Consider the following 19,683-nt stretch of genomic DNA (forward strand, 5'->3'; position numbering starts at 1 on the left):
GTGGCTTAGGCCATGGGTCAGGCAGGCTCGCAGCTTGCATCTCCGGCCCAGTCATCCTGTGAGCCTAGCCGAGCCGCCTGACAGCCGAGAAGGGTGTTAGCCGGCGGCCGAGCTCGCGGAGCCGGCCGAGGCCGCCTCGCCTGCGGGCTGTTTCTGCCACGGCCAGCGGCCGGTGATTTCCAGCTCCAGCGAGAAGCTCAGGAACGTCCGGATGAGCACAATGATCGCCAGCACACCCACGCTTTCGAACGTGGGTGTGACCGCGACCGTCCGGATGATGTCCGCTGCCACCAGGAGCTCAAGTCCCAGCAGGATGGAGCGTCCCAGCAGCTGCCGGTACGAACGGTAGACGGAGAGCGGTTCGGCGCCTTCCGGCAGGCGCTTCGGCTGGAATCCACGCACGGCCATGGGGATGGAGACGACGGCGCCGATCACCATTACGGCGACGCCGGCAAAGTCCATGAACCTGCCGACCGTCTCAATGATGTGCTGAAAATCCACTGTTCCCCTTAGAAGAAAGTTTCGGCTACAACGTCGGACACGGAAAGGCGCGCATCACGGGTGCCGGAAGCCTTCGCCGGCCAGCATGGCGCGGTACCCCTCACGGAAAGTGGGGTATACGAACTCGAACCCGGTGCTGCGGAGCAGGGCGTTGCTGCACCTCTTGTTCCCGCCGCGGGACGGTTCGCCAGCAATGGCCGACGCCGGCTGGGGGAGTCCCAGTTCGGCGGCCAGGAAGCGCTGGACCTCGCCGAGCTCGGCGGGGTCGTTGTCCACCCCGAGGTACACGGGACCGGGGTCTGCGGCCATGGTACAAAGGTGCACAATGGCCGCCGCGGCGTCATCGCGGTGGATCCGGTTCGTGTAGCGGGGTTCCGCCGGGGCCTCAGCCGTGCCTGCCCGCACCTGGTCGATGAGCCGCGTCCGCCCCGGGCCGTAAATGCCGCCCAGCCGGAGCACGACGGGGGCGATTCCGGTGCCGATCAACCGCCTGTGCAACAGTTCCTCCGCCTCGCGGATGATGCGGCCGGAGAATCCGCCGGGTGCCGGCGTCGTGCTTTCATCCACCCAGCCGCCCTCCGCATCGCCGTAAACGGCGGTAGAGGAGACGAACAACACGCGTCGAAGCGGCGAAGGTGACGCCCCGCCGTCGTGCCCGCGTCCGCGCTCCAGCGCATCGAGGACGTTCCCAAGCCCGTCCACGTAGGCGGCCCGGTAGGCGTCCTCGGTGGGAGAGTCGGCCGCAATGGCCACAACGACGGCGGTGGTGTCCGCCGGGATGGGCGGCAGCGCCGCCGTGGTCAGGTCCGCCGCGACACCTTCGATGGCGGCCGGAAGCTTGTCAGGCGACCGGCGCCAGCCCACCACGCGGTGGCCGGCGGCAGCGAACCGCAGCCCGGCCTCGGTACCAAGATCGCCGCAGCCGGCCATAAGAACAGTCATACGGACCAGTCTGCCAGAGCTGCCCCAACGGCTCGGCTAGGCGCCGCTGACCACGCCTACGGCGCAGGAATCGGGAAGAACAGCCGCGGGTCCTGGAGCAGTGCCGGGTAGTCGAACGATGAGCGTTCCACAACCTCGGTTACCTGGAAGTTCCGGGCGAAGCGGCCGTCCACCGTGATGGGGCGGCCCTGGACCTTGCCCACCGCAAACGTGGCGCCGCCGTCGAACGGTACGGCGATTGCCGAGTTGCCGGGGAGGGTGCGGAAGGCCTCTTCCTGCAGCTGGCGCTTGCGGGTGGGCTTCTTGACCAGTTGCTTGGGAGGCCGCTTCTTGGGGTTCTTGGGCGGGCGGCGTGAGCCGGAGTCGGCGTAGACGAACTCGTATTCGTCGGACTGGGCAGCGGCCTTCGCGGCGCGGCCAACCTCCGGCAGGCTGATGGTGTCCAGCTTTTTCGGGTCTGTGTCTCCCACCAGGGCGCGCAGGATCCAGAGCCGGTCGCCTACCGGATCTTCCGGGAGGAACTCGTGCCGCGGTTCGGGCCAGACGTACTCCAGGTCCGCCGGCGTTCCCGGGAAAAGTTCAGTGTAGAAACGCGGTTCCTTCTGCAGCAGCCGGGAGCGGTGGCTGAGGTGGAGGTCCGGCTCGCCGAGCCACGGCGGCATGGCGATCTTGGCCGCGTACGCCGGGTGATCTGCCTGCGGCGCGAATTCGACGATCTTGCCGCGGGTGGTGTCTTCGCCGCCGCGGGCGATCCATTCATCCGCCATGGCCAGGCCGTACATCGTCAGGGCGGGGACGTAGCCCATCCACATGCGGACGGCCGGGTGCGACTGCCAGCCGTACTCCGGGATCACCAGCGCACGCAGGGTCTGCAGCGCCTCGACACGCTGCTTGCCGAGCCGAACGCGGTCCAGGGCCGCGGCGCTCTGCTGGAAATCTGGATAGGGAAGGAAAGTCTGCATTCTTCAAGTGTGGAGGTGCCGGGGTCCCAGACCAAATGCCGCTGGCGGCACTGGCCCCGGCGCTGCAGCCGCACACATGGGGTAGGCTGTCAGCGGTTGGCAAGGGGGCGCGGCGTAGTCTACTGGACCGTATGGTGAGACGACGGCGACAACACGGTCACAATTTCACTAAGATGACCCCAAGCAGTTCCCCCCTCAGCCCACCCTCCGGAAGATACGACATGACACTGACCCAAGCAGTTCCGTTCGCTCCGAAGTTCGGACAAATGCTGAGCCCGGAAGCCAACGGCATCCTGGTGCTTGATGAGTTCACCCTGGACCCGGTAGCGGCCCGCAAAGAGCAGCACGGTTTCCGCGCCGCCATCAGCTCTGTCGCCCTCACTCTTCGGCGCATCGTGGCCCTCCGCCTGTTCATCGCAGTGGTGGCCATCGCCAACCTTCCCCTGTTCCTCCTGTCCACCGGCTGGTGGATCTACGCCGTATCCCTGGCCGTTGTGATCGGCGTGCATGCAGGCGTTTCGTGGCTGAACAAGCACGAACCGAAGGTCCGCCAGCGCCACTCGCTGGAACTGCACCTGCACCGCGAACGCAGTGACAACTACCGCAAGGTGCGCGACGCAGTCAAGTTCGTGATCGATTCGCCGGCGCGCATGAACGAGCACCTTTACCTGGAGCTCCTGGCAGCCAAGCGCGTGGCCCTGCACCTGCACATCGGCACGGTGGCCGTCCTGGACACCAGCGACGACTCCGCCTGGAAAGTCCGGATCGTCCGGGAACTGCCGCAGGCTACGTACCCGCACGCCAGCCTGAACTGACTGCTTCTGAACTGACTTAAGAAACAATGACGCCGGAGCTCCCCACCATGGGAGGCTCCGGCGTCGTGGTTAACGGCTACCGCTGAACCAGGCGTCCTGAGTCAGGACGGTTGCTGCCTTAGGCAGGCAGCTGCAGAACCTGTCCTTCAAACACCAGGTCGGGATCCGCGATGGTGTCAACGTTGGCGTCGGCAAGGGTCTGCCAGCCGCCCGTGATGTTCAGCTTTTCTGCGATGGTGCTCAGGGTGTCGCCAGCCTCCACCGTGTAGGTTTCGCCGCTCAGCGGCACCTCGGCGGCGTGGCGCGGTTCAGCCTGGACGGGCGCCTGGGCAGGCGCAACTGCAGCGGAGGCCGCTTGGACAGGAGCCTGCGCGGCCTGCACCGGAGCCTCGGTGGGAGCCGGGGTGACGGGAACGCTCGGTGCAGGTGCACCGCCGCCGCCGCTCAGTCCTAGCTTGGCTGCACAGGCGGGCCAGGCGCCCCAGCCCTGGCTGGCCTGGACGTTTTCGGCGACGGCGATCTGCTGCTCGCGGGTGGCGTCCGCCGGTGACCCGGTGCCGCCGTAGGCGGACCAGGTGCTGGCCGTGAACTGCAGACCGCCGCTGAAGCCGTTGCCGGTGTTGGTGCTCCAGTTGCCGCCGCTTTCGCACTGGGCAAGGGAGTCCCAGGTGCTGGCGCTCGTGGCGGTGGGGGCGGCCGCACTGGCGGCGGTCGCGGAGAGTGCGAGGCCCGCGGCCGAAACGGCAGCCAAGGTGACTCCGCGGCGCGCAACGGTTCCCAATTTGGATTTGTTCATGCGAGTGGAAGTGTTCATGGGGGTGGATGCTCCGAAAGGGCCACCTGCGCTCGGTCCGTCCCCGGACGTTGTCGCGCCACTGCCCGCCCCTGACAAACTAGAGGTCATTTACGGTGTCTGCCGGCCGGGCAGTTACTGGTGGTGGCAGCACCGGGCATTCGATGTCCCGCTCGGCGGGATCACGTCCCACGCTAGGACAGTGCCGCCGCGTTATCAAATCGAAATAGTTACCGCGCGTGGCGTGATGGCTGCGGGCCCGGGATCACACGCCCAGCGCGGTTGCCAGGTACGGCGCCGTCCGGCTCTGCTTGGAACGCGCGACGGCGGCGGGTGTCCCGGACGCCACAATCTCGCCGCCGGCGTCACCACCGGCCGGGCCGAGATCGATCACCCAGTCCGCTGCGGCCACCACGTCCATCTCGTGTTCCACCACGATGACCGTGTTGCCGGCGTCCACCAGGCCGTGCAGCTGGGCCATGAGCAGCTGGACGTCCGCGGGGTGCAGGCCAGTGGTGGGCTCGTCCAGAAGATACAGGGTGTGTCCGCGGCGGGCGCGCTGGAGTTCGGTGGCCAGCTTGATCCGCTGTGCCTCGCCGCCGGAAAGTTCGGTGGCGGGCTGGCCCAGCCGGAGGTAGCCCAGGCCCACGTCGCGCAGCGTCTGCAGGCTGCGGGCGGCGGCCGGGACGTCGCCAAGGAATTCCGCGGCGGCATCCACTGTCATGGCCAGCACCTCGGCCACGTTCTTGCCGTTGTACGTGACCTCAAGGGTTTCCGGGTTGTAGCGCGAGCCCTGGCATTCGGGGCAGGGGCCGTAGCTGCCCGGGAGGAACAGGAGCTCCACGGCCACGAACCCTTCGCCCAGGCAGGTCTCGCAGCGGCCGCCGGCAACGTTGAAGGAGAACCGTCCCGCACCGAAACCCCGGGCACGGGCCTCCTCCGTGGCGGCGAACTCCTTGCGCACGGCGTCGAAGAGCCCGGTGTAGGTGGCCAGGTTCGACCGCGGCGTGCGGCCGATCGGTTTCTGGTCCACCCGCACCAGCCGGTCAATCCGGTCCATGCCGCTGGTTTCGCCCACAGCCTCGGCAACATTCAGCGGCCCGTTTGATTCAGTGTCCTCGGATCCCAGGTCACCGGGTCCGGCAGCCGCCTCCGCCCCGGGTTCAGGGTGCAGCCGTGCCCCCACCACCTCGGCCAGGACCTGGCTCACCAGTGTGGACTTGCCCGAGCCCGAAACACCGGTGACCGCGGTCAGGATGCCCAGCGGGAAATCCGCGTCGAGATCCCTGAGGTTGTGCCGGCTGATGCCCTTCAGCCCCAGCCAGCCGTCCGCCTCCCTGACATCAGGTTTTCTGGCAGCAGGTTTACCGGTCGCAGGCTTACCGGGCGCAGCGCCGCCGCGGCGCGTCCCGCCGTCGTGCGTCCCGTCGTTTCCGTCGGGGAACAGGAAGGGCCGCGTGACCGACGACTCGACCTCGGCGAGTCCGGCAACGGGGCCGCTGTACAGGATCTCGCCGCCGCCTTCACCGGCGCGGGGACCCACATCAACAAGCCAGTCGGCACGGCGGACCACGTCCATGTTGTGTTCAACCACGAATACCGAGTTCCCGGAGGATTTGAGCGCTTCGAGCACGGCCTGGAGCGGTTCGGCGTCGGCGGGGTGGAGCCCGGCGGACGGTTCGTCCAGCACGTACACCACGCCAAACAGGCCGGAGCGCAGCTGGGTGGCGATCCGCAGCCGCTGCATTTCGCCGGGGGAGAGCGTGGGGGTGGCGCGGCCCAGGGCGAGGTAGCCCAGGCCCAGCTCCAGCAGGACGGTGATCCGCAGCAGGAGGTCGCGGGTGATGGCGACGGCCACTTCGTTGGTCTCGCCCGAGGCCGCCGCACGGCTTGCCGTCCCGGCGTCCTTGAGTTTGCTCGTGGGCCGGATGATCTCGGCCAGTTCGGCCATGGGCACGGCGTTGAGCTCCGCGATGGTCCGGCCGGCGAACGTCACCGCCAGGGCGTCCGGGGTCAGTCCGCTTCCGCTGCAGCGTTCGCACGGTCCTGTTTCCATAAAGCGGAGGACGCGCTGGCGCATGGTGTCGCTCTTGGAGTCGGCCAGGGTGTGCAGCACGTAGCTCTTGGCGCTCCAGAAACGGCCCTTGTACGGTTTGGCCACGCGGTCACGCTTCGGTGTCACTTCCACGACGGGCTGTTCCTCGGTGAAGAGGATCCAGTCACGGTCCTTTTTGGGGAGCCTCCGCCACGGCGTGTGGACGTCGTAGTCCAGGTGACTGAGGATATCGCGGAGGTTCTTGCCCTGCCATGCGCCGGGCCACGCGGCGATGGCGCCGTCGGCGATGCTCAGCGAGGTGTCCGGAACCAGCGAAGATTCACTGACGGTGTGGGCAATGCCCAGGCCGTGGCAGACGGGGCAGGCGCCAGCGGCCGTGTTGGGCGAGAAGGCGTCCGAATCCAGCTGCGCCATGCCGGCAGGGTACGTGCCGGCCCGGGAGAACAGCATGCGCAGCGAGTTGGACAGCGTGGTCACCGTGCCTACGGTGGAGCGGCTGCTCGGCGTACCGCGCCGCTGTTGGAGCGCGACGGCGGGAGGCAGCCCGGTGATCATCTCCACCTTGGGGTTGTGCCCCTGCTGGATGAGGCGCCGCGCGTACGGCGCCACGGACTCGAAGTAGCGGCGCTGGGCCTCGGCATAGATGGTGCCGAAGGCGAGCGATGACTTGCCGGAACCGGAAACACCGGTGAACGCGACGATGGCATCCCGGGGCACGTCCACGTCCACGTTGCGAAGGTTGTTTTCCCGGGCTCCGCGGACCCGCACAAATCCATCCGTGGCGTGGTCCGAAACCAGGAACGGCAAATCGGAAGCATGCTGTTCAGTGTGCATTCATTCGACTCTATCGGTGCCGGAGCGATGCGGGCATATCCTTACCGGATGGAAACTTACGACGGTGCGCCAGCACTCAGCGATGCTCCCGTACCCGCCCCGGAACAACCCGAGGCCGAGCTCCCGGAAGCCGAGCGCACGCACGCCGAACAAACCGAAGCCGAAGAACCCGTTGCCGGAGAACCGATTGCCGAAGAACCGAGCAAGCTGTTGCCGGTGGCGGAGCTGCACCTCCACATCGAAGGGACGCTGGAACCGGAGCTGATCTTCGCCCTGGCGGAACGGAACGGAATCCAGCTTCCCTATGCGGACCTGGACGAGCTGCGCTCACGATATGAGTTCACCGACCTGCAGTCCTTCCTGGACCTGTACTACGCCAACATGGCCGTGCTGCAGACGGAGCAGGACTTCGCCGACATGACCCGTGCCTACCTCGCCAGGGCTGCTGTTGCGGGCGTCCGGCACGCCGAAATCATGCTGGATCCGCAGGCCCACCTGTCCCGCGGGGTGGCGCTGGAAACCTGCGTGAACGGCGTGGCCTCCGTGCTGGCCAACTCCCTGGAGGAGTTCGGCATATCTACACTGCTCATCGCCGCGTTCCTGCGGGACCTGTCCGAGGAATCAGCGCTCGAAGTCCTGGGGCAGCTGCTGGCCATGGACGCGCCGATCGCCGGCATCGGCCTGGACTCGGCCGAGGTGGGCAACCCGCCGGCCAAGTTCGAACGGCTCTTTGCCCGGGCGAAGGAGGCGGGGCTGCACCGGATTGCGCACGCCGGCGAGGAGGGACCGCCGTCGTACATCATTGATGCGCTGGAACTGCTGGACGTGGAGCGGATCGACCACGGCATCCGCTGCATGGAGGACCCGGAGCTGGTGGAACACCTCGTGGCGGAGCGGGTGCCGCTGACGGTGTGCCCGCTGTCCAATGTCCGGCTCCGTGCCGTGGACACGCTGGCCGACCATCCGCTGCCGGCCATGCTCGCCGCGGGACTGAACGTCAGCGTGAATTCGGACGATCCCGCGTACTTCGGCGGGTACGTGGACGACAACTTCGTGCAGCTGGAGACCATGCTGGGGTTGTCCGAGTTCGACCGGGTGCGGCTGGCTTCCAACTCCATCCGGTCCTCGTTTGCGGAGGAAGAGCGCAAAACAGAGCTGCTCGCGGAGCTGGGCTACTCCTAGGCAGCCGCTTCGTCGCGGCGGGCAGCGCTACGGGCGCCCTGGGTGCTGCTGGTGATCCACCACCCCAGCGCCGCCATGGCCAGGCCGATCGGTATTCCGTAGGGCGGCAGGCCCGCGTTGTAGCCGAGGATACCGGCCACTACGAAGGCCGCGCCCAGCCAGGCCGGGAACATGCGTGCCCGCCATCCGGCGATCCCAAAGACCATCCAGCCGAGGGCAAAGAGGACATAGCTCGAGAGCCCACCGATGACCAGCATTCCCGAGCCGCCCGCCAGGATGGCCTCGGGTGCGACGTCGGCGATCCATGGACCGGCGAAGCCGTCGAACCACATGTTGCCGGCCATGTCCATGGTGCCCACCAGGGCGAAACAGAAGGCGACGGCGCCGAGCGCTCCGGCGTCTGCGTGGTGCCTCAGGTACACGGAGACCAGCGCCAGGAGCAGGCCGATGAAGACCACGAAGTAGAGCGCGTTGGTCACCTGGAACGGGGTTTCGCGCATCATCGCAATCCGTTCCTTGCTGGTGTCGGCCGCGAGCAGCCTCGAGACATCGACGGCGGCGAAGGTGAGGCCTGCAACTAGGGCGATCGGTCCGGCGGTGGAAGCGAGTGGTGAGGACATCACTCCTCCTAACGGGGTTGGGTTGGGGATTAGTCAGGCCGGGGGCCCGGATGCGGTGCGGTTGAAGCGCCGGGAGAGAGGGCCGACGTCGGTTGCTTCCTTGGGTGCGGAGCGCCAGGCCGGTCGGTCCAACAGGATAGTGGCGAGGGCTGCGGCGGCAACCACGACAAAATAGATCAGCTCCGCGCGCGGTTCGTCGGGACCGGTGAAACCGTACGATCCCACGGTGAAGGTGCCTTGGCTGTTGTGGAAGAGCAGTGTCATCAGCACGCTGCCGCCGGTGCGGTTGAACAGCCACACGTATAGGAACGTGATGACGAACGTCGTGGGCAGGCCGATCAGGCTGAGCCCCCCGAAGATGATCAGCGGCAGGTGCCAGAAGGCCACGACGACCCCAAGGAGCGCCGCTGACTGCAGCGGCGACCGTCCGGCCTGGAGTAACGGTACGGCGTAGCCGCGGAATCCCGGTTCCTCACCCAGCGGCCCGTCCATGGGGTTGACCAGGCGCACGGCGAAGACCACGAGCAGCCCGGTCCAGGTCAGCTGGGACAGACCAGGTGCGGCAGCGCCCAGCAGTATATTGACTGTGCCCGTGACCAGCACCAGCACGGCCGGGAGGAGCAGGGCCACGGCGTACCAGACCCAGCCCACCCGCCAGCGGATGATCCGGCGGCCCCACGCCCTGTAGCCGGACCGCCCTTCGGCGAGGCCTATCACAACGACCGCGGCTGCCAGCGGACCGATCGGCAGGAACTCCATCGTCGGCATCATGCCCAGCGCATACACCGGCCAGGACAGCCAGGAAATCACATACGAGAGAACAAAGAAGGCAGCCAGGCGGTGGTGCTGAAGCCAGTTGTGGAAGCGCGGCATGACGGCTCCGGACATTCAGGACGGGTGGGTCCTATTGTCCGCCCCTCGGCACCTGAACAACACCCCGGAGGATAACCCGGGAAGCCGGGCCAAATGCTTGCCCGGGCACTCCAGAACTGCTAATCCTGATGAAAGGGCAGCACCGAACGGTGCGTTCCACGCAGGGCGTTCCAAGCCAGGGAGGGTGCAGCATGCCGCGCAAGAACCCGCACGTCGAGGAAGCCGACGAAAACAACCTTGAAGTGGCGAAGCCGAAGGACTGGGCCGCGGGCATCCCCGGGGTGTATCACTCCATGCAGCCGGCCCTGAAACACATGGGCGTCGGACGGGCCGGCAAGACGCTGCTGGGGCTGAACCAAAAGGACGGCTTCGACTGCATGAGCTGCGCATGGCCGGACCCCGGGCACCGCAAGACGTTCGAGTTCTGTGAACAGGGTGCCAAGGCGGTCACCTGGGAGGCAACGCCCGTCGTCGTCCCGTCCGGGTTCTGGGCCGAAAATCCGGTCAGCGAACTGCGGGGGAGGTCCGAATACTGGCTCGGGATGCAGGGCCGCCTCACCGAACCGGTGTACAAACCGGCGGGGGAGGACCACTACCGGCCGGTCAGCTGGGACGAGGCATTTTCCATCGTCGGGAGCAAGCTCCAAGGCCTGGACAGCCCGGACCAAGCCGCGTTCTACACCAGCGGCCGGACGTCGAACGAGGCCGCGTTCCTGTACCAGCTGTTCGTGCGGGCGTACGGGACCAACAACCTGCCGGACTGCTCCAACATGTGCCACGAATCCTCCGGCTGGGCCATGGGCCAGACCATCGGCGTCGGCAAGGCCACCATCTCCTATGACGACTTCGCCAAGGCGGACCTGATCATCATCATGGGACAGAACCCGGGCAGCAACCATCCCCGGATGCTGACCGCCCTGGAGGAGGCCAAGGAAGCCGGCTGCGAGATCGTTGCCATCAACCCGCTCCCGGAGGCAGGGCTCATGCGGTACAAGAATCCGCAGAAGGTCAACGGGATTCTGGGGCGCGGAACGGAGTTGGCGGACCAGTACCTGCAGATCCGGCTGGGCGGGGACATGGCCCTGATGCAGGCATTGTCGAAACGTGTGCTCGACGCCGAAACGAAGCGGCCCGGCAAAGTCCTGGACCATGAGTTCCTCCGGGAGCACTGCCAGGGCCTGGACGAACTCAGGGCCCACCTGGCAGGGCTGCGGGAAGAGACGGTCCTGCGCGCCACGGGGCTGAGCAGCATGGAAATCGACGAACTCGCCGAGCGGTATCTGCGGGCGGGAAAGGTGATCATCACCTGGGCCATGGGCATCACCCAGCACAAGAAGGCCGTGCCCACCATCAAGGAGATCATCAACCTTCTGCTGCTTCGCGGAAACATCGGCAAGCCCGGTGCCGGGGCGTCCCCGATCCGCGGCCACAGCAACGTGCAGGGCGACCGGACCATGGGCATCTGGGAGCAGATGCCTCCCGCCTTCCTGGACTCGCTCGCCAAGGAATTCAGTTTCGAACCGCCGCGCGAACCCGGCGCCGACGCCGTGGAAACCATCCGCAGAATGCGCGACGGCGGGATCAGGGTTTTCGTCGCGATGGGAGGCAACTTCGTGGCTGCCATCTCGGACACCCACGCGGCCGAGGCCGCCGTGGCGAACACCGAGATGACCGTGCAGATTTCCACCAAGCTCAACCGCTCGCACACTGTCACCGGCCAGGAAGCGCTGATCCTGCCCACCTTGGGACGGACTGAAATCGACGTGCAGGAATCCGGTCCGCAGTTTGTGTCCGTGGAGGACACCGTTTCGGCTGTGCACGCCTCCGAGGGAAAGGTGCAGCCGGTGGCGCCCGGGCTGTTGTCCGAGGTGGCGATTGTCAGCCGGCTGGCCCGGGCCACCGTGGGCAGCCGGATCGACGCGGACTGGGCGGGTTTCGAACGGAACTACGACCTCATCCGGGACCACATCTCGCACGTGGTGGCCGGCTGTGAGGACTACAACCGGCGGATCCGGGAATGGGGCGGATTCGTGCTGCCCAACGGCCCGCGTGATTCGCGGACGTTCCGCACGCCCACCGGGAAGGCCATGCTCACGGTCAATGATTTGGAGTATGTGGAGCGGCCGGCAGGGACCCTGATCCTGCAGACCATGCGTTCGCACGACCAGTTCAACACCACCATCTACGGGCACAATGACCGGTACCGCGGGATCAAGAAAGGCAGGGACGTTGTTTTTGTCAGCCCCGAGGACATCGCCGAGCTCGGCCTGGCCGACGGGCAGCACGTGGACATCCGCGGCGTGTACGGGGACGGTGCCGAACGGGTGATCAGGAACTTCCGGGTGGTGTCCTACCCCACGGCGCGGGGATGCGCTGCGGCGTACTACCCGGAGGCGAATGTCCTGGTGCCCCTGGAGACCGTCGCCGAGGGCAGCCACACGCCGGTGTCCAAGGCAGTGATCGTCCGGTTGGAGCCGAGTTTGGTGTGAGTGCGGGCAGCACCATAAGAAGGGCATCATGAGTGATTTCATCGTCTATCTTGATACGTCCGAGGTTCGGCCCGGGAAGCTTGGCGAGCTGAAGGCCGCGATGCAGGACCTTGCCCGCTTTGTCGAAGTAAATGAGCCACGGATCATCGCCTACGACGTCTACTTTTCGGCCGACGGCACACGCATGAGCGTCCTCCACGTCCACACGGACGTGCCATCGCTGGAGTTTCACCTGAAGGTCGCCGGCCCGCGGTTTCCTCCGATTGCGCCCCTCGTCCAGCTTCGGACCATCGAAATCTTCGGGGCTGTCACCGAAGAGCTGGCGAAACAGCTCGAGGCGAAGACTCAACTGCTGGGCGGCACCGTGATTATCCACGACCTCCACGCAGGGTTCGCCCGCGTCCCGGCGGCCTGACATGCACGCCAGTGGGTGTCGGTGGCAGTCCTTCCGGCTTCTGTCAACGGGCCAAAAGTCCCATGTTTCCCCCAGTAAGCTGAGACTCTAAGATCACTTGCGCCGCATTCTGCGTCATAGACGGTCACGACACACGTTGTTAACGCGCATAGTCGCCTCTATTTACAGTTCACTGGCAAAATGCTGAGTGATCACATGCTCGAAAGGACAAACATGCCCACGGCTATTGCAGACACCACCACGGTTCGACTCAAGTCAGTGCTTGACATTCTCGCGGAAAGCGTCCTGTCAGGTGAGACCCTCGGCGCAGGCGCCGTCCTGGCCCAGGCCACGGTTCGCGTCCCGCTGAACGAGAAGGAAAGTGAACTGCTCAGCGGAGGCATCCCCCGGGGACACAAGGCCCTGACCACTGCCACCGGCAAGCTGGTCAAGGCCGGCTGGCTCGTCAAGGGTCGCAGCGGCTGGACCATCACGGACGACGGCCTCCGTGCCACCGTGGCGTTCCCGGATGCTGACACGTTTGCAACCGCGCTCGCCGATGGCACTCCGGTGCCGGCTGACGTGCCTGTTCCCACGGAGCTCCCCGCCAAGCCCGCCGCTGCGAAGGTTGCTGCCGCGAAGGCTCCCAAGGCCGCTCCGAAGAAGAAGGCGCCGTCCAAGGCCGCCAAGGTGGTCGAAAAGGCCGCCGAGCTGATCGAGGACGCAGTGGCACCCGTGACGAAGGCCGTGCGCACGCGCAAGACCGCCGCCAAGCCGGCCAAGGCCAGCACGGAGCAGCCCGCAGAGGCCGCCAGCGTTGAGACGATCGACCAGCCGGAAGCCGTGGCAATCGCGGGCGACTTCAACGTGCTGCTGGGCGCCCCGGCGAACTGGGCACCCCAGTACGACGAAGCCCAGATGCAGCTCGATGCAGTGGACCAGCTGTGGAAGCTCACCACGGACCTTCCCGCCGGGCACTACACCTTCAAGATCGCGCTCAACCGTTCCTGGGACGAGAACTACGGTGCATTCGGTGCGTTCGATGGCGCCAACCACGAACTGCACCACCCCGGCGGCCGGATCACGTTCAACTACGATCACCGGACCCGGGACATCACCCTGGTCTAATCCCGCGACAGCGGTCTCCGCGCAAGCGGTGTAGTTCCTGTAGGCAGCTGACCCTGATCGTCCTAGAATCAGAGCATTCAGGGTCAGCTCCCCAAAGGACCGGTGTGGCGTGGACACCGTTGAGATTTCAGGATTGCGCATCGGCTATCAGCGCGCGGGCCAAGGGCCGCCGCTGGTCCTGCTCCACGGCGCCTACGAGGACAGCCGCGTTTGGCGTCCGCAGCTGGAGGGGCTGTCCAACGATTTCACCGTCATTGCCTGGGATGCCCCGGGCTGCGGCCGTTCCGACGATCCTCCTCCGGACTTCTCCGGCGCGGACCTCGGCGATGCCCTGGCGGGTTTCCTCCGGGAAGTAGCGCCGCGGAAACCCCATGTCCTCGGGCTGTCCTGGGGCTCAGTGGTCGCCTTGGAGCTGTACCGGAACCACTCGCACATGGCGGCGTCCTTGGTGCTGGCCTCCGCCTATGCGGGCTGGGCCGGCTCGCTGTCCGCGGAAGAGGTGGAGCGGCGGTACGCGCAGATCCTGGCTGAGCTCGACCAGCCACCCGAACAGTTCATCCCCGCATGGCTGCCCACGCTCTTCACCGAGCGGGCAGACCCCGGGATCGTCGAAGAGATCAGCGCCATCATGGCAGACTTCCACCCTGCCGGCATGCGGGCGCTGCTGAGCGCGAGCGGACACGCCGATTATCGTGACGTGCTGCCCACTATCAGCGTTCCCACGCTGCTGCTTTACGGCGAAGAGGACGTGCGGTCGCCGCTGGCCGTCGCCCGGGAGATGCACCGCCAGATTCCGGGTTCACAGCTCGTGGTGATTCCCGACGTCGGACACCTGACTGCCGCTGAAACGCCGGAGGCGTTCAACGCCGAAGTCCGCCGCTTCGTGCACAGCATTGGTGACTGACACAGCATTGGTGACTGAGGCTTTTAACCCCGTCGCCGAGAGCCGGAATCAGAACCGCGTGGGGTCCGGGTGCGGCGGGGGAGGCGTTGGCGGGACCGGTCCGGGGTCCGGAATCGGCAGCGGCCCCGGCGAAGGCGCCGGCTCGGGTCCGGGCCCTGGCGGACGCGGCTCCGTGGGATCAGGCCTGCTGGGCGGAAACGGATTGTCCGGGTCCGGCGGACCGGTGGGGCCCGGCTCCGGCGGGAACGGATCCGGCTCTGGCAGCGGTGGAATGGTCATCGTGAACTCCTTCTTCGCTGGTGTGGTGCCTTGGTTGGGAGACGCTCAGGTGTTGTGTTGCCGGCGGAAAACCTTCAGTTCCCACGGACGGAGCGCAATTTCGGCGTGTGTCCCCGTGGCCTCCAGGGGATAGTTTCCCAGAATCAGTTCAGCCGGGTAGTGGCCCAGTTCCGGCTCGTCTGCGCCGGCTTCGGCATCGCCCCAGCCGCCGCCGTCGAGGGCGACAGTCCTGTCCTGCCCGGAGAAGTTGCCCAGCACCAGCAGCTGGACGCCCGGCGCCGCCGCCGAACCGGGTCCCGTGGCCGGAGCCGCAAGGGACCGCCGGAACGCGTACACGTGGTCGTCGTCGGGGAGAAGCATGGTGAAGTCACCCTCCGCCACCACCGGCTCGGCATGCCGCAGCGCGATGACCTGGCGGTAGAAGCTGAACACCGAGTCCGGGTTGTCCTCCTGCTCCGCGGCGTTGATGTGGCTGGTGTTTGGGTTGACGGCGATCCACGGAGCGCCGGTGGTGAAGCCGCCATGCCTGCTGGCATCCCACTGCACCGGCGTGCGGGCATTGTCCCGGTTCAGGGGTGCCAGCGCGGCCAGGACATCGGCGTCGGTGTGGCCCAGGTGGGTGGTGGCCTCGCGGTGGTGGTTGAGCACCTCGATGTCGCGGTAGTCGCTGATCGTCCCGAAGCTCATGTTGGTCATGCCCAGTTCCTCGCCCTGATACACGTAGGGCGTGCCCCGGTGCAGGTGCAGGATCCCGGCCAGCATCTTGGCGGAGAGCTCGCGGTACGGCCCGTCATTGCCGAAGCGGGACACAGCCCGGGCCTGGTCGTGGTTGCCCCAGTAGAGGCTGTTCCAGCCGCGCTCCGCCAGCGCCTCCTGCCACCGGCCCAGGGACTGTTTCAGGTCCGTAAGCCGCAGCTTCCTGGGCCGCCATTTGTTGCCGTCCTCCTGGTCCAGCGCCACGTGCTCGAACTGGAACACCATGTCCACTTCGCGCCGCGCAGGGTTGGTGAACAGGACGGCGTCCTCCACCGTGACACCGGGCATCTCGCCCACGGTCAGCAGCGGCTTGTCCCTCCCTGCGAAGACTTCCAGGTGCATCTCGTGCAGGAACTCGTGGATTCGCGGCCCGGACATAAAGTGCGGGCTGCCGTCCCCGAACAGCATCCCGTCGGCCCGGGGTCCATTGGGCAGCCCGGTGTCCTTGGAAATGAAGTTGATGACGTCCATCCGGAAACCGTCCACTCCGCGGTCCAGCCACCAGTTCATCATCTCGTAGACGGCGGCGCGGACCTCGGGGTTTTCCCAGTTCAGGTCCGGCTGCTTCCGGGAGAACAGATGGAGGTAGTACTCGCCGGTGACCTGGTCGAACTCCCAGGCCGGGCCGGAAAACGCGGAACCCCAGTTGTTCGGTTCCGCGCCGCTTCCCGGTTCGGCGCCGTTTGCCGCAACCTCCTTGGGCGGCCGCCACCAGTACCAGTCACGCTTGGGATTGTCCTTGGAGGAGCGGGATTCGACGAACCACGGGTGCTCGTCCGACGTGTGGTTCACCACGAGGTCCATCACCAGCTTCATGCCACGTGAGTGCAGCCCGTCGGTCAGCTTCTTCAGGTCCGCCAGGGTGCCGAAGATGGGGTCCACATCGCGGTAGTTGCTGATGTCGTAGCCGTTGTCGTCCTGCGGTGACGTGTAGATGGGGGAGAGCCAGACGACGTCGACCCCCAGCTTCTGCAGGTAGTCCAGCTTGCTGATGATGCCGGGCAGGTCGCCTATGCCGTCGCCGTCTGAGTCCGCGAAGCTGCGCGGATAGATCTGGTAGACCACCGCCTTCCGGAACCAGCCGGGATCCGTGGTCACCTCGTCATCGGTGTCCGCCTCATCTCTGACAGGGGGTTCCGTTGCGGGGTCCGCGTGCGTGGTCATGGCCTGGTCTCCTCAGTTGCTTTCGGCTGGTCTGATGATTGGGCTCGGTTCGATTATTGTTCAGATCCTACGGGCAGGAAAGGGCTGCAGGGACGCACGACGGCGGCGCGGCCCCTTCCCGTGGAAGGGAGCCGGAGTGCGGTTCGCTTCACCAGTAACATTTGGACATCGATTGGATTTAATGCTGGAGCGTTCGTTGTCGGAGGTTCACAATTGAGGAATTATTCGCGGTCTCATGAGATTCAGGAGAACAGATGCACCGCTCTGCACCCTCGGCCATCGCAGTCTCAGGGGCCCTATGCCTCTCCTTCCTGCTCGTAGCCTGCGGCCCGCCGGCATCGTCACCGTCGACGAACTCCCCGGGCACCACATCCGCCGCTTCGGTAACCCCCACCACCGCCTCCGCTTCCCCAAGTGCCACCGCCTCCCCCTCAGCGCCCTCGGATCCCGAAGCAGGCTGGAAGTCCTACACCACCGCAGACGGCCTGATCTTCGACTACCCGGCCGAGTGGAAGATCACTGATCCTGGCGGCGAAGCTGCTCCCGGGGGCGTGTTCGTGAACATCACCAACGCGAACGGCAAGGACCTGGCGACGCTCAGGACGAACATGGTCACCGGCTCCGAATGCACCGGGAAACAGCCGTTCGGAGTGTACGAATCCGAGCCCGTTCCGGCACTGGAGCAGGACGGCAGGGTGCCCCGGTACACCTTCGAATCACGGACGGACACCACCGCGACGGATCCGAAGCTGATGACCCTGTTCGCGTACGGCATCACCACGGCTCCCGAACCCAGCGGTACCGAAGCGTGCCCCATCTTCCACTTCTTCACCTGGCCGCCCAGCGGCGCCATGTTCGGCGGCGTCTACGACCCCTTCGACACCACTCCCGGCAACGAGATGCATGTGGACACCCCGGAGGCGTACATGGGCACCCAGGAGTATAAGGACATCCAGAAGATGATCACGTCGCTGCGGCCCGCCTCCTAGGCGGACCCGGCCGCGCAGGAACCGTTGCGCACGCAGGAACCGTTGCGCACCGCGGAGCAACCCGCGGTGCGCAACGTTTTGGCGGCAAATTGCCCCCGTCCCGGTCACAGCGAGAACGGCAGGGCCACAATTAATCCCTCAGCTTGTTTGAGGAGGATTGCATGCGCCGATCAAAGAAGCCCGGCTATGGATCATCTGGACCGGCACGCACAGTGGCCGCAATTGCTGCCGGGACCTGTGTCGCGGCACTTCTTGCAGCCTGCGGACCGTCTGCCGCCCCGCCTGACACGGGATCCGCGACGGCCACCCCACCCAGCGCGTCGGCGAGCGGGACCACGAACGGTACTACAAGCGAAACCGCCACTGGCGCGCCCACCGGGACCGCTGTCCGGCCAAGTGCGACGGCTGGCGTAACACCGACTGAACCGGCGCCGTCGGCAACGTCCCCGAGCCGGTTGCCGTCACCGACGGCGTCCGGCTGGAAGACGTTTACGACGTCGGACCGTGACCTGACGTTCGACTATCCGGGCGACTGGACCGTCAAGGATCCCGCCGGAACATCACCGCTCGGCGGGATGTTCGTGGAGGTTTTGAATGCCGCAGGGAAGCCGATGGCTGTCCTGCAGACCAAGGTGGTCACCGGTTTGGAGTGCGTGCAGCAATACCCGTTTACGGTGCTGGATTCTGAACCGATGACGGTGCTCGCCGAGAAGGGCGTGCCAAACGAAAACGTGCCCCGGTTCATGTTTGAAACCAGGGGAGACGCGTCCGCTCCGGCCAGGACACCTGAAACCATTGCGGCTTACGGCATCACCATGATTCCGGAGAAGGTAGGGACGCTGGAGTGTCCCATCTTCCTGCTTTTCAGGTGGCCGCCCAGCGGCGCCATGTTCGGCGCGGTCTACGACCCCGCAAACAATGCCACCCCCGTGGATCCGGCGCTCCCGTACTTGGAAAAGGCCAAGCGGTACGCGGACACCGGCGAGTACCGGAATATCCGGCGGATGATCACCTCGCTGCGGCCCGCAGGATAGCTGCGGCGCTCCTTGACTCGCCCAATGCGCCCGCGCAGACTCGAATCAGGACGCAGTCCGATAAGTCGGAGTTCTGATGTACGCACTGGGGAAGCAGCGGCTCGTGGGCGGTGCGAAGGCAATTGCATCCGCCCTGGTAGCCCTGTGCGTCGCCGCGGGCCTGGCCGCGTGCACGCCGGGGCCGAACGCCGGACCGTCGCCGTCGGCCTCAGCCACGCGACCCACGCCTGGCGACGGCGGCCCTTCCGACACGAAGCCCGGTGCGGGACCATTCCCTACAACGCGCCCCACCGCGACGGTCACCGGGCCCTTGCCCGAAGAGACCGCAAGTCGTCCGCCGGGTCCCACCTCTACTGCCTTCGTACGGGCCCGGCGGGCCAAGGAAATCCTGGACACGTGCTTGGAGGGCGAGCTGACGTTCAGGCCGCCGTCGCCGATGCGCCAGGGCGAGACCCGGGAGTTCGTCCTGCACGTCACCATGGGCGATCCCGGGGCGGGCCATGAAGAGAAGATCCCCGGCAACAACCCGGTGCAAACGCGTGCGCCCATTGTCTGCGAAGAGATGCGTGCGGACCTGTCCGGCCCGGGCATGGCCATTGAGCGGGCCGGAAATCCAAGTGGCGAGATGCTGGTTCCCGTGGAGGGCGTCGCGGAATGGCGCTGGTGGATCACGCCCAAGGAGTCGGGCCGGAAAACCATGACCCTGCAGCTGTTCGCCACGGCGGAGGACGGGCCGGACCTGAGCCTGGAGACGTTCCGGGAAAATATCCAGGTGGAGATTGAACTCGGCTATGTGCTGAATGCGCTCGTGAAGGACTGGGCCCAGCCCCTGGGCGTGACCATCCCGGTGCTCATCGGAGCCATGGGTGCCCTCCTTGTCTGGTCGCGCTCCAGGCGCCGCAAGGCCAAGCACGCCGCCAACACAACGCCGGAAGCCTGAGGGAGCGAAACCCCCGGTCCCGGCATTA

The 19,683-nt window shown here is 66.3% G+C and carries 17 protein-coding genes; 9 read left to right on the forward strand and 8 right to left on the reverse strand.

What is annotated here, in order from left to right; translation table 11 throughout:
- Window positions 1-96 precede the first annotated feature (96 nt).
- Genes AB0N24_RS06375 through AB0N24_RS06385 form a run of 3 tightly spaced genes read right to left on the reverse strand, consistent with a single transcriptional unit; the run spans window position 97 to window position 2,405 of the window.
- A complete protein-coding gene (locus tag AB0N24_RS06375) occupies window positions 97-501 on the reverse strand; it encodes a DUF1622 domain-containing protein (protein ID WP_104173541.1) in 405 nt (134 codons plus the stop codon).
- 54 nt (window positions 502-555) lie between these two features.
- The gene (locus AB0N24_RS06380; protein ID WP_364121971.1) at window positions 556-1,443 is read right to left on the reverse strand and encodes an SDR family oxidoreductase; all 888 of its coding nucleotides are present in this window, start codon (window positions 1,441-1,443) and stop codon (window positions 556-558) included.
- A gap of 56 nt (window positions 1,444-1,499) precedes the next feature.
- Window positions 1,500-2,405 carry an MSMEG_6728 family protein gene (locus AB0N24_RS06385; RefSeq protein ID WP_364121974.1) on the reverse strand — a complete coding sequence of 302 codons (906 nt, stop codon included), beginning with the start codon at window positions 2,403-2,405 and terminating at the stop codon, window positions 1,500-1,502.
- Between the two features lie 221 nt (window positions 2,406-2,626).
- Here AB0N24_RS06385 and AB0N24_RS06390 point away from each other — a divergent pair, with 221 nt between their 5' ends.
- Window positions 2,627-3,220 carry a hypothetical protein gene (locus AB0N24_RS06390; protein ID WP_364121977.1) on the forward strand — a complete coding sequence of 198 codons (594 nt, stop codon included), beginning with the start codon at window positions 2,627-2,629 and terminating at the stop codon, window positions 3,218-3,220.
- Window positions 3,221-3,338: 118 nt separating this feature from the next.
- Here the strand turns inward: AB0N24_RS06390 and AB0N24_RS06395 are convergent, their stop codons facing one another.
- Both AB0N24_RS06395 and AB0N24_RS06400 read right to left on the reverse strand, forming a co-directional pair.
- Window positions 3,339-4,016: a transglycosylase family protein gene (locus AB0N24_RS06395; RefSeq protein ID WP_364121980.1), complete on the reverse strand. Its 678-nt coding sequence runs from the start codon at window positions 4,014-4,016 to the stop codon at window positions 3,339-3,341.
- A gap of 262 nt (window positions 4,017-4,278) precedes the next feature.
- The gene (locus AB0N24_RS06400; RefSeq protein ID WP_364121983.1) at window positions 4,279-6,903 is read right to left on the reverse strand and encodes an excinuclease ABC subunit UvrA; all 2,625 of its coding nucleotides are present in this window, start codon (window positions 6,901-6,903) and stop codon (window positions 4,279-4,281) included.
- Window positions 6,904-6,951: 48 nt separating this feature from the next.
- On the opposite strand from AB0N24_RS06400, the gene AB0N24_RS06405 reads away from it, so the two are divergent.
- Window positions 6,952-8,085, forward strand: a complete 1,134-nt coding sequence (locus tag AB0N24_RS06405; RefSeq protein WP_364121985.1) for an adenosine deaminase — start codon at window positions 6,952-6,954, stop codon at window positions 8,083-8,085.
- On the opposite strand, the gene AB0N24_RS06410 is transcribed toward AB0N24_RS06405, so the two are convergent.
- Together AB0N24_RS06410 and AB0N24_RS06415 are read right to left on the reverse strand one after the other, a co-directional pair.
- Complete coding sequence (locus AB0N24_RS06410; protein ID WP_364121987.1) at window positions 8,082-8,705, reverse strand: hypothetical protein; 624 nt, start codon at window positions 8,703-8,705, stop codon at window positions 8,082-8,084. The genes AB0N24_RS06405 and AB0N24_RS06410 overlap by 4 nt on opposite strands.
- Window positions 8,706-8,738: 33 nt before the next feature.
- Window positions 8,739-9,578, reverse strand: a complete 840-nt coding sequence (locus tag AB0N24_RS06415; protein WP_364121990.1) for a CPBP family intramembrane glutamic endopeptidase — start codon at window positions 9,576-9,578, stop codon at window positions 8,739-8,741.
- Between the two features lie 191 nt (window positions 9,579-9,769).
- On the opposite strand from AB0N24_RS06415, the gene AB0N24_RS06420 reads away from it, so the two are divergent.
- The 4 genes from AB0N24_RS06420 to AB0N24_RS06435 all read left to right on the forward strand — a co-directional run bounded on the left by AB0N24_RS06420 (window position 9,770) and on the right by AB0N24_RS06435 (window position 14,493).
- The gene (locus AB0N24_RS06420) at window positions 9,770-12,067 is read left to right on the forward strand and encodes an FdhF/YdeP family oxidoreductase (RefSeq protein WP_364121992.1); all 2,298 of its coding nucleotides are present in this window, start codon (window positions 9,770-9,772) and stop codon (window positions 12,065-12,067) included.
- A 28-nt stretch (window positions 12,068-12,095) separates the two neighbouring features.
- The gene (locus AB0N24_RS06425) at window positions 12,096-12,482 is read left to right on the forward strand and encodes a hypothetical protein (protein WP_364121995.1); all 387 of its coding nucleotides are present in this window, start codon (window positions 12,096-12,098) and stop codon (window positions 12,480-12,482) included.
- Window positions 12,483-12,695: 213 nt separating this feature from the next.
- On the forward strand, window positions 12,696-13,589 hold the full coding sequence (locus tag AB0N24_RS06430; RefSeq protein WP_364121998.1) for a glycosidase: 894 nt from the start codon (window positions 12,696-12,698) through the stop codon (window positions 13,587-13,589).
- Window positions 13,590-13,698: 109 nt separating this feature from the next.
- Window positions 13,699-14,493: an alpha/beta fold hydrolase gene (locus tag AB0N24_RS06435; protein WP_364122001.1), complete on the forward strand. Its 795-nt coding sequence runs from the start codon at window positions 13,699-13,701 to the stop codon at window positions 14,491-14,493.
- A gap of 324 nt (window positions 14,494-14,817) precedes the next feature.
- Here AB0N24_RS06435 and AB0N24_RS06440 read toward each other — a convergent pair whose 3' ends face one another.
- A complete protein-coding gene (locus AB0N24_RS06440; RefSeq protein WP_364122004.1) occupies window positions 14,818-16,692 on the reverse strand; it encodes an alpha-glucosidase in 1,875 nt (624 codons plus the stop codon).
- Window positions 16,693-16,946: 254 nt separating this feature from the next.
- Between AB0N24_RS06440 and AB0N24_RS06445 the strand changes: the two genes are divergently transcribed.
- From AB0N24_RS06445 to AB0N24_RS06455, 3 genes are all read left to right on the forward strand, one after another.
- Window positions 16,947-17,681, forward strand: a complete 735-nt coding sequence (locus AB0N24_RS06445; RefSeq protein ID WP_364122006.1) for a hypothetical protein — start codon at window positions 16,947-16,949, stop codon at window positions 17,679-17,681.
- A 161-nt stretch (window positions 17,682-17,842) separates the two neighbouring features.
- A complete protein-coding gene (locus tag AB0N24_RS06450) occupies window positions 17,843-18,715 on the forward strand; it encodes a hypothetical protein (RefSeq protein WP_364122009.1) in 873 nt (290 codons plus the stop codon).
- A gap of 76 nt (window positions 18,716-18,791) precedes the next feature.
- Window positions 18,792-19,655, forward strand: coding sequence for a hypothetical protein (locus AB0N24_RS06455; RefSeq protein WP_364122011.1), 864 nt, complete (start codon window positions 18,792-18,794; stop codon window positions 19,653-19,655).
- Window positions 19,656-19,683: the final 28 nt, after the last annotated feature.

This window comes from Arthrobacter sp. NPDC093128, from assembly GCF_040683875.1.
In the GTDB taxonomy this organism is placed as follows: domain Bacteria; phylum Actinomycetota; class Actinomycetes; order Actinomycetales; family Micrococcaceae; genus Arthrobacter.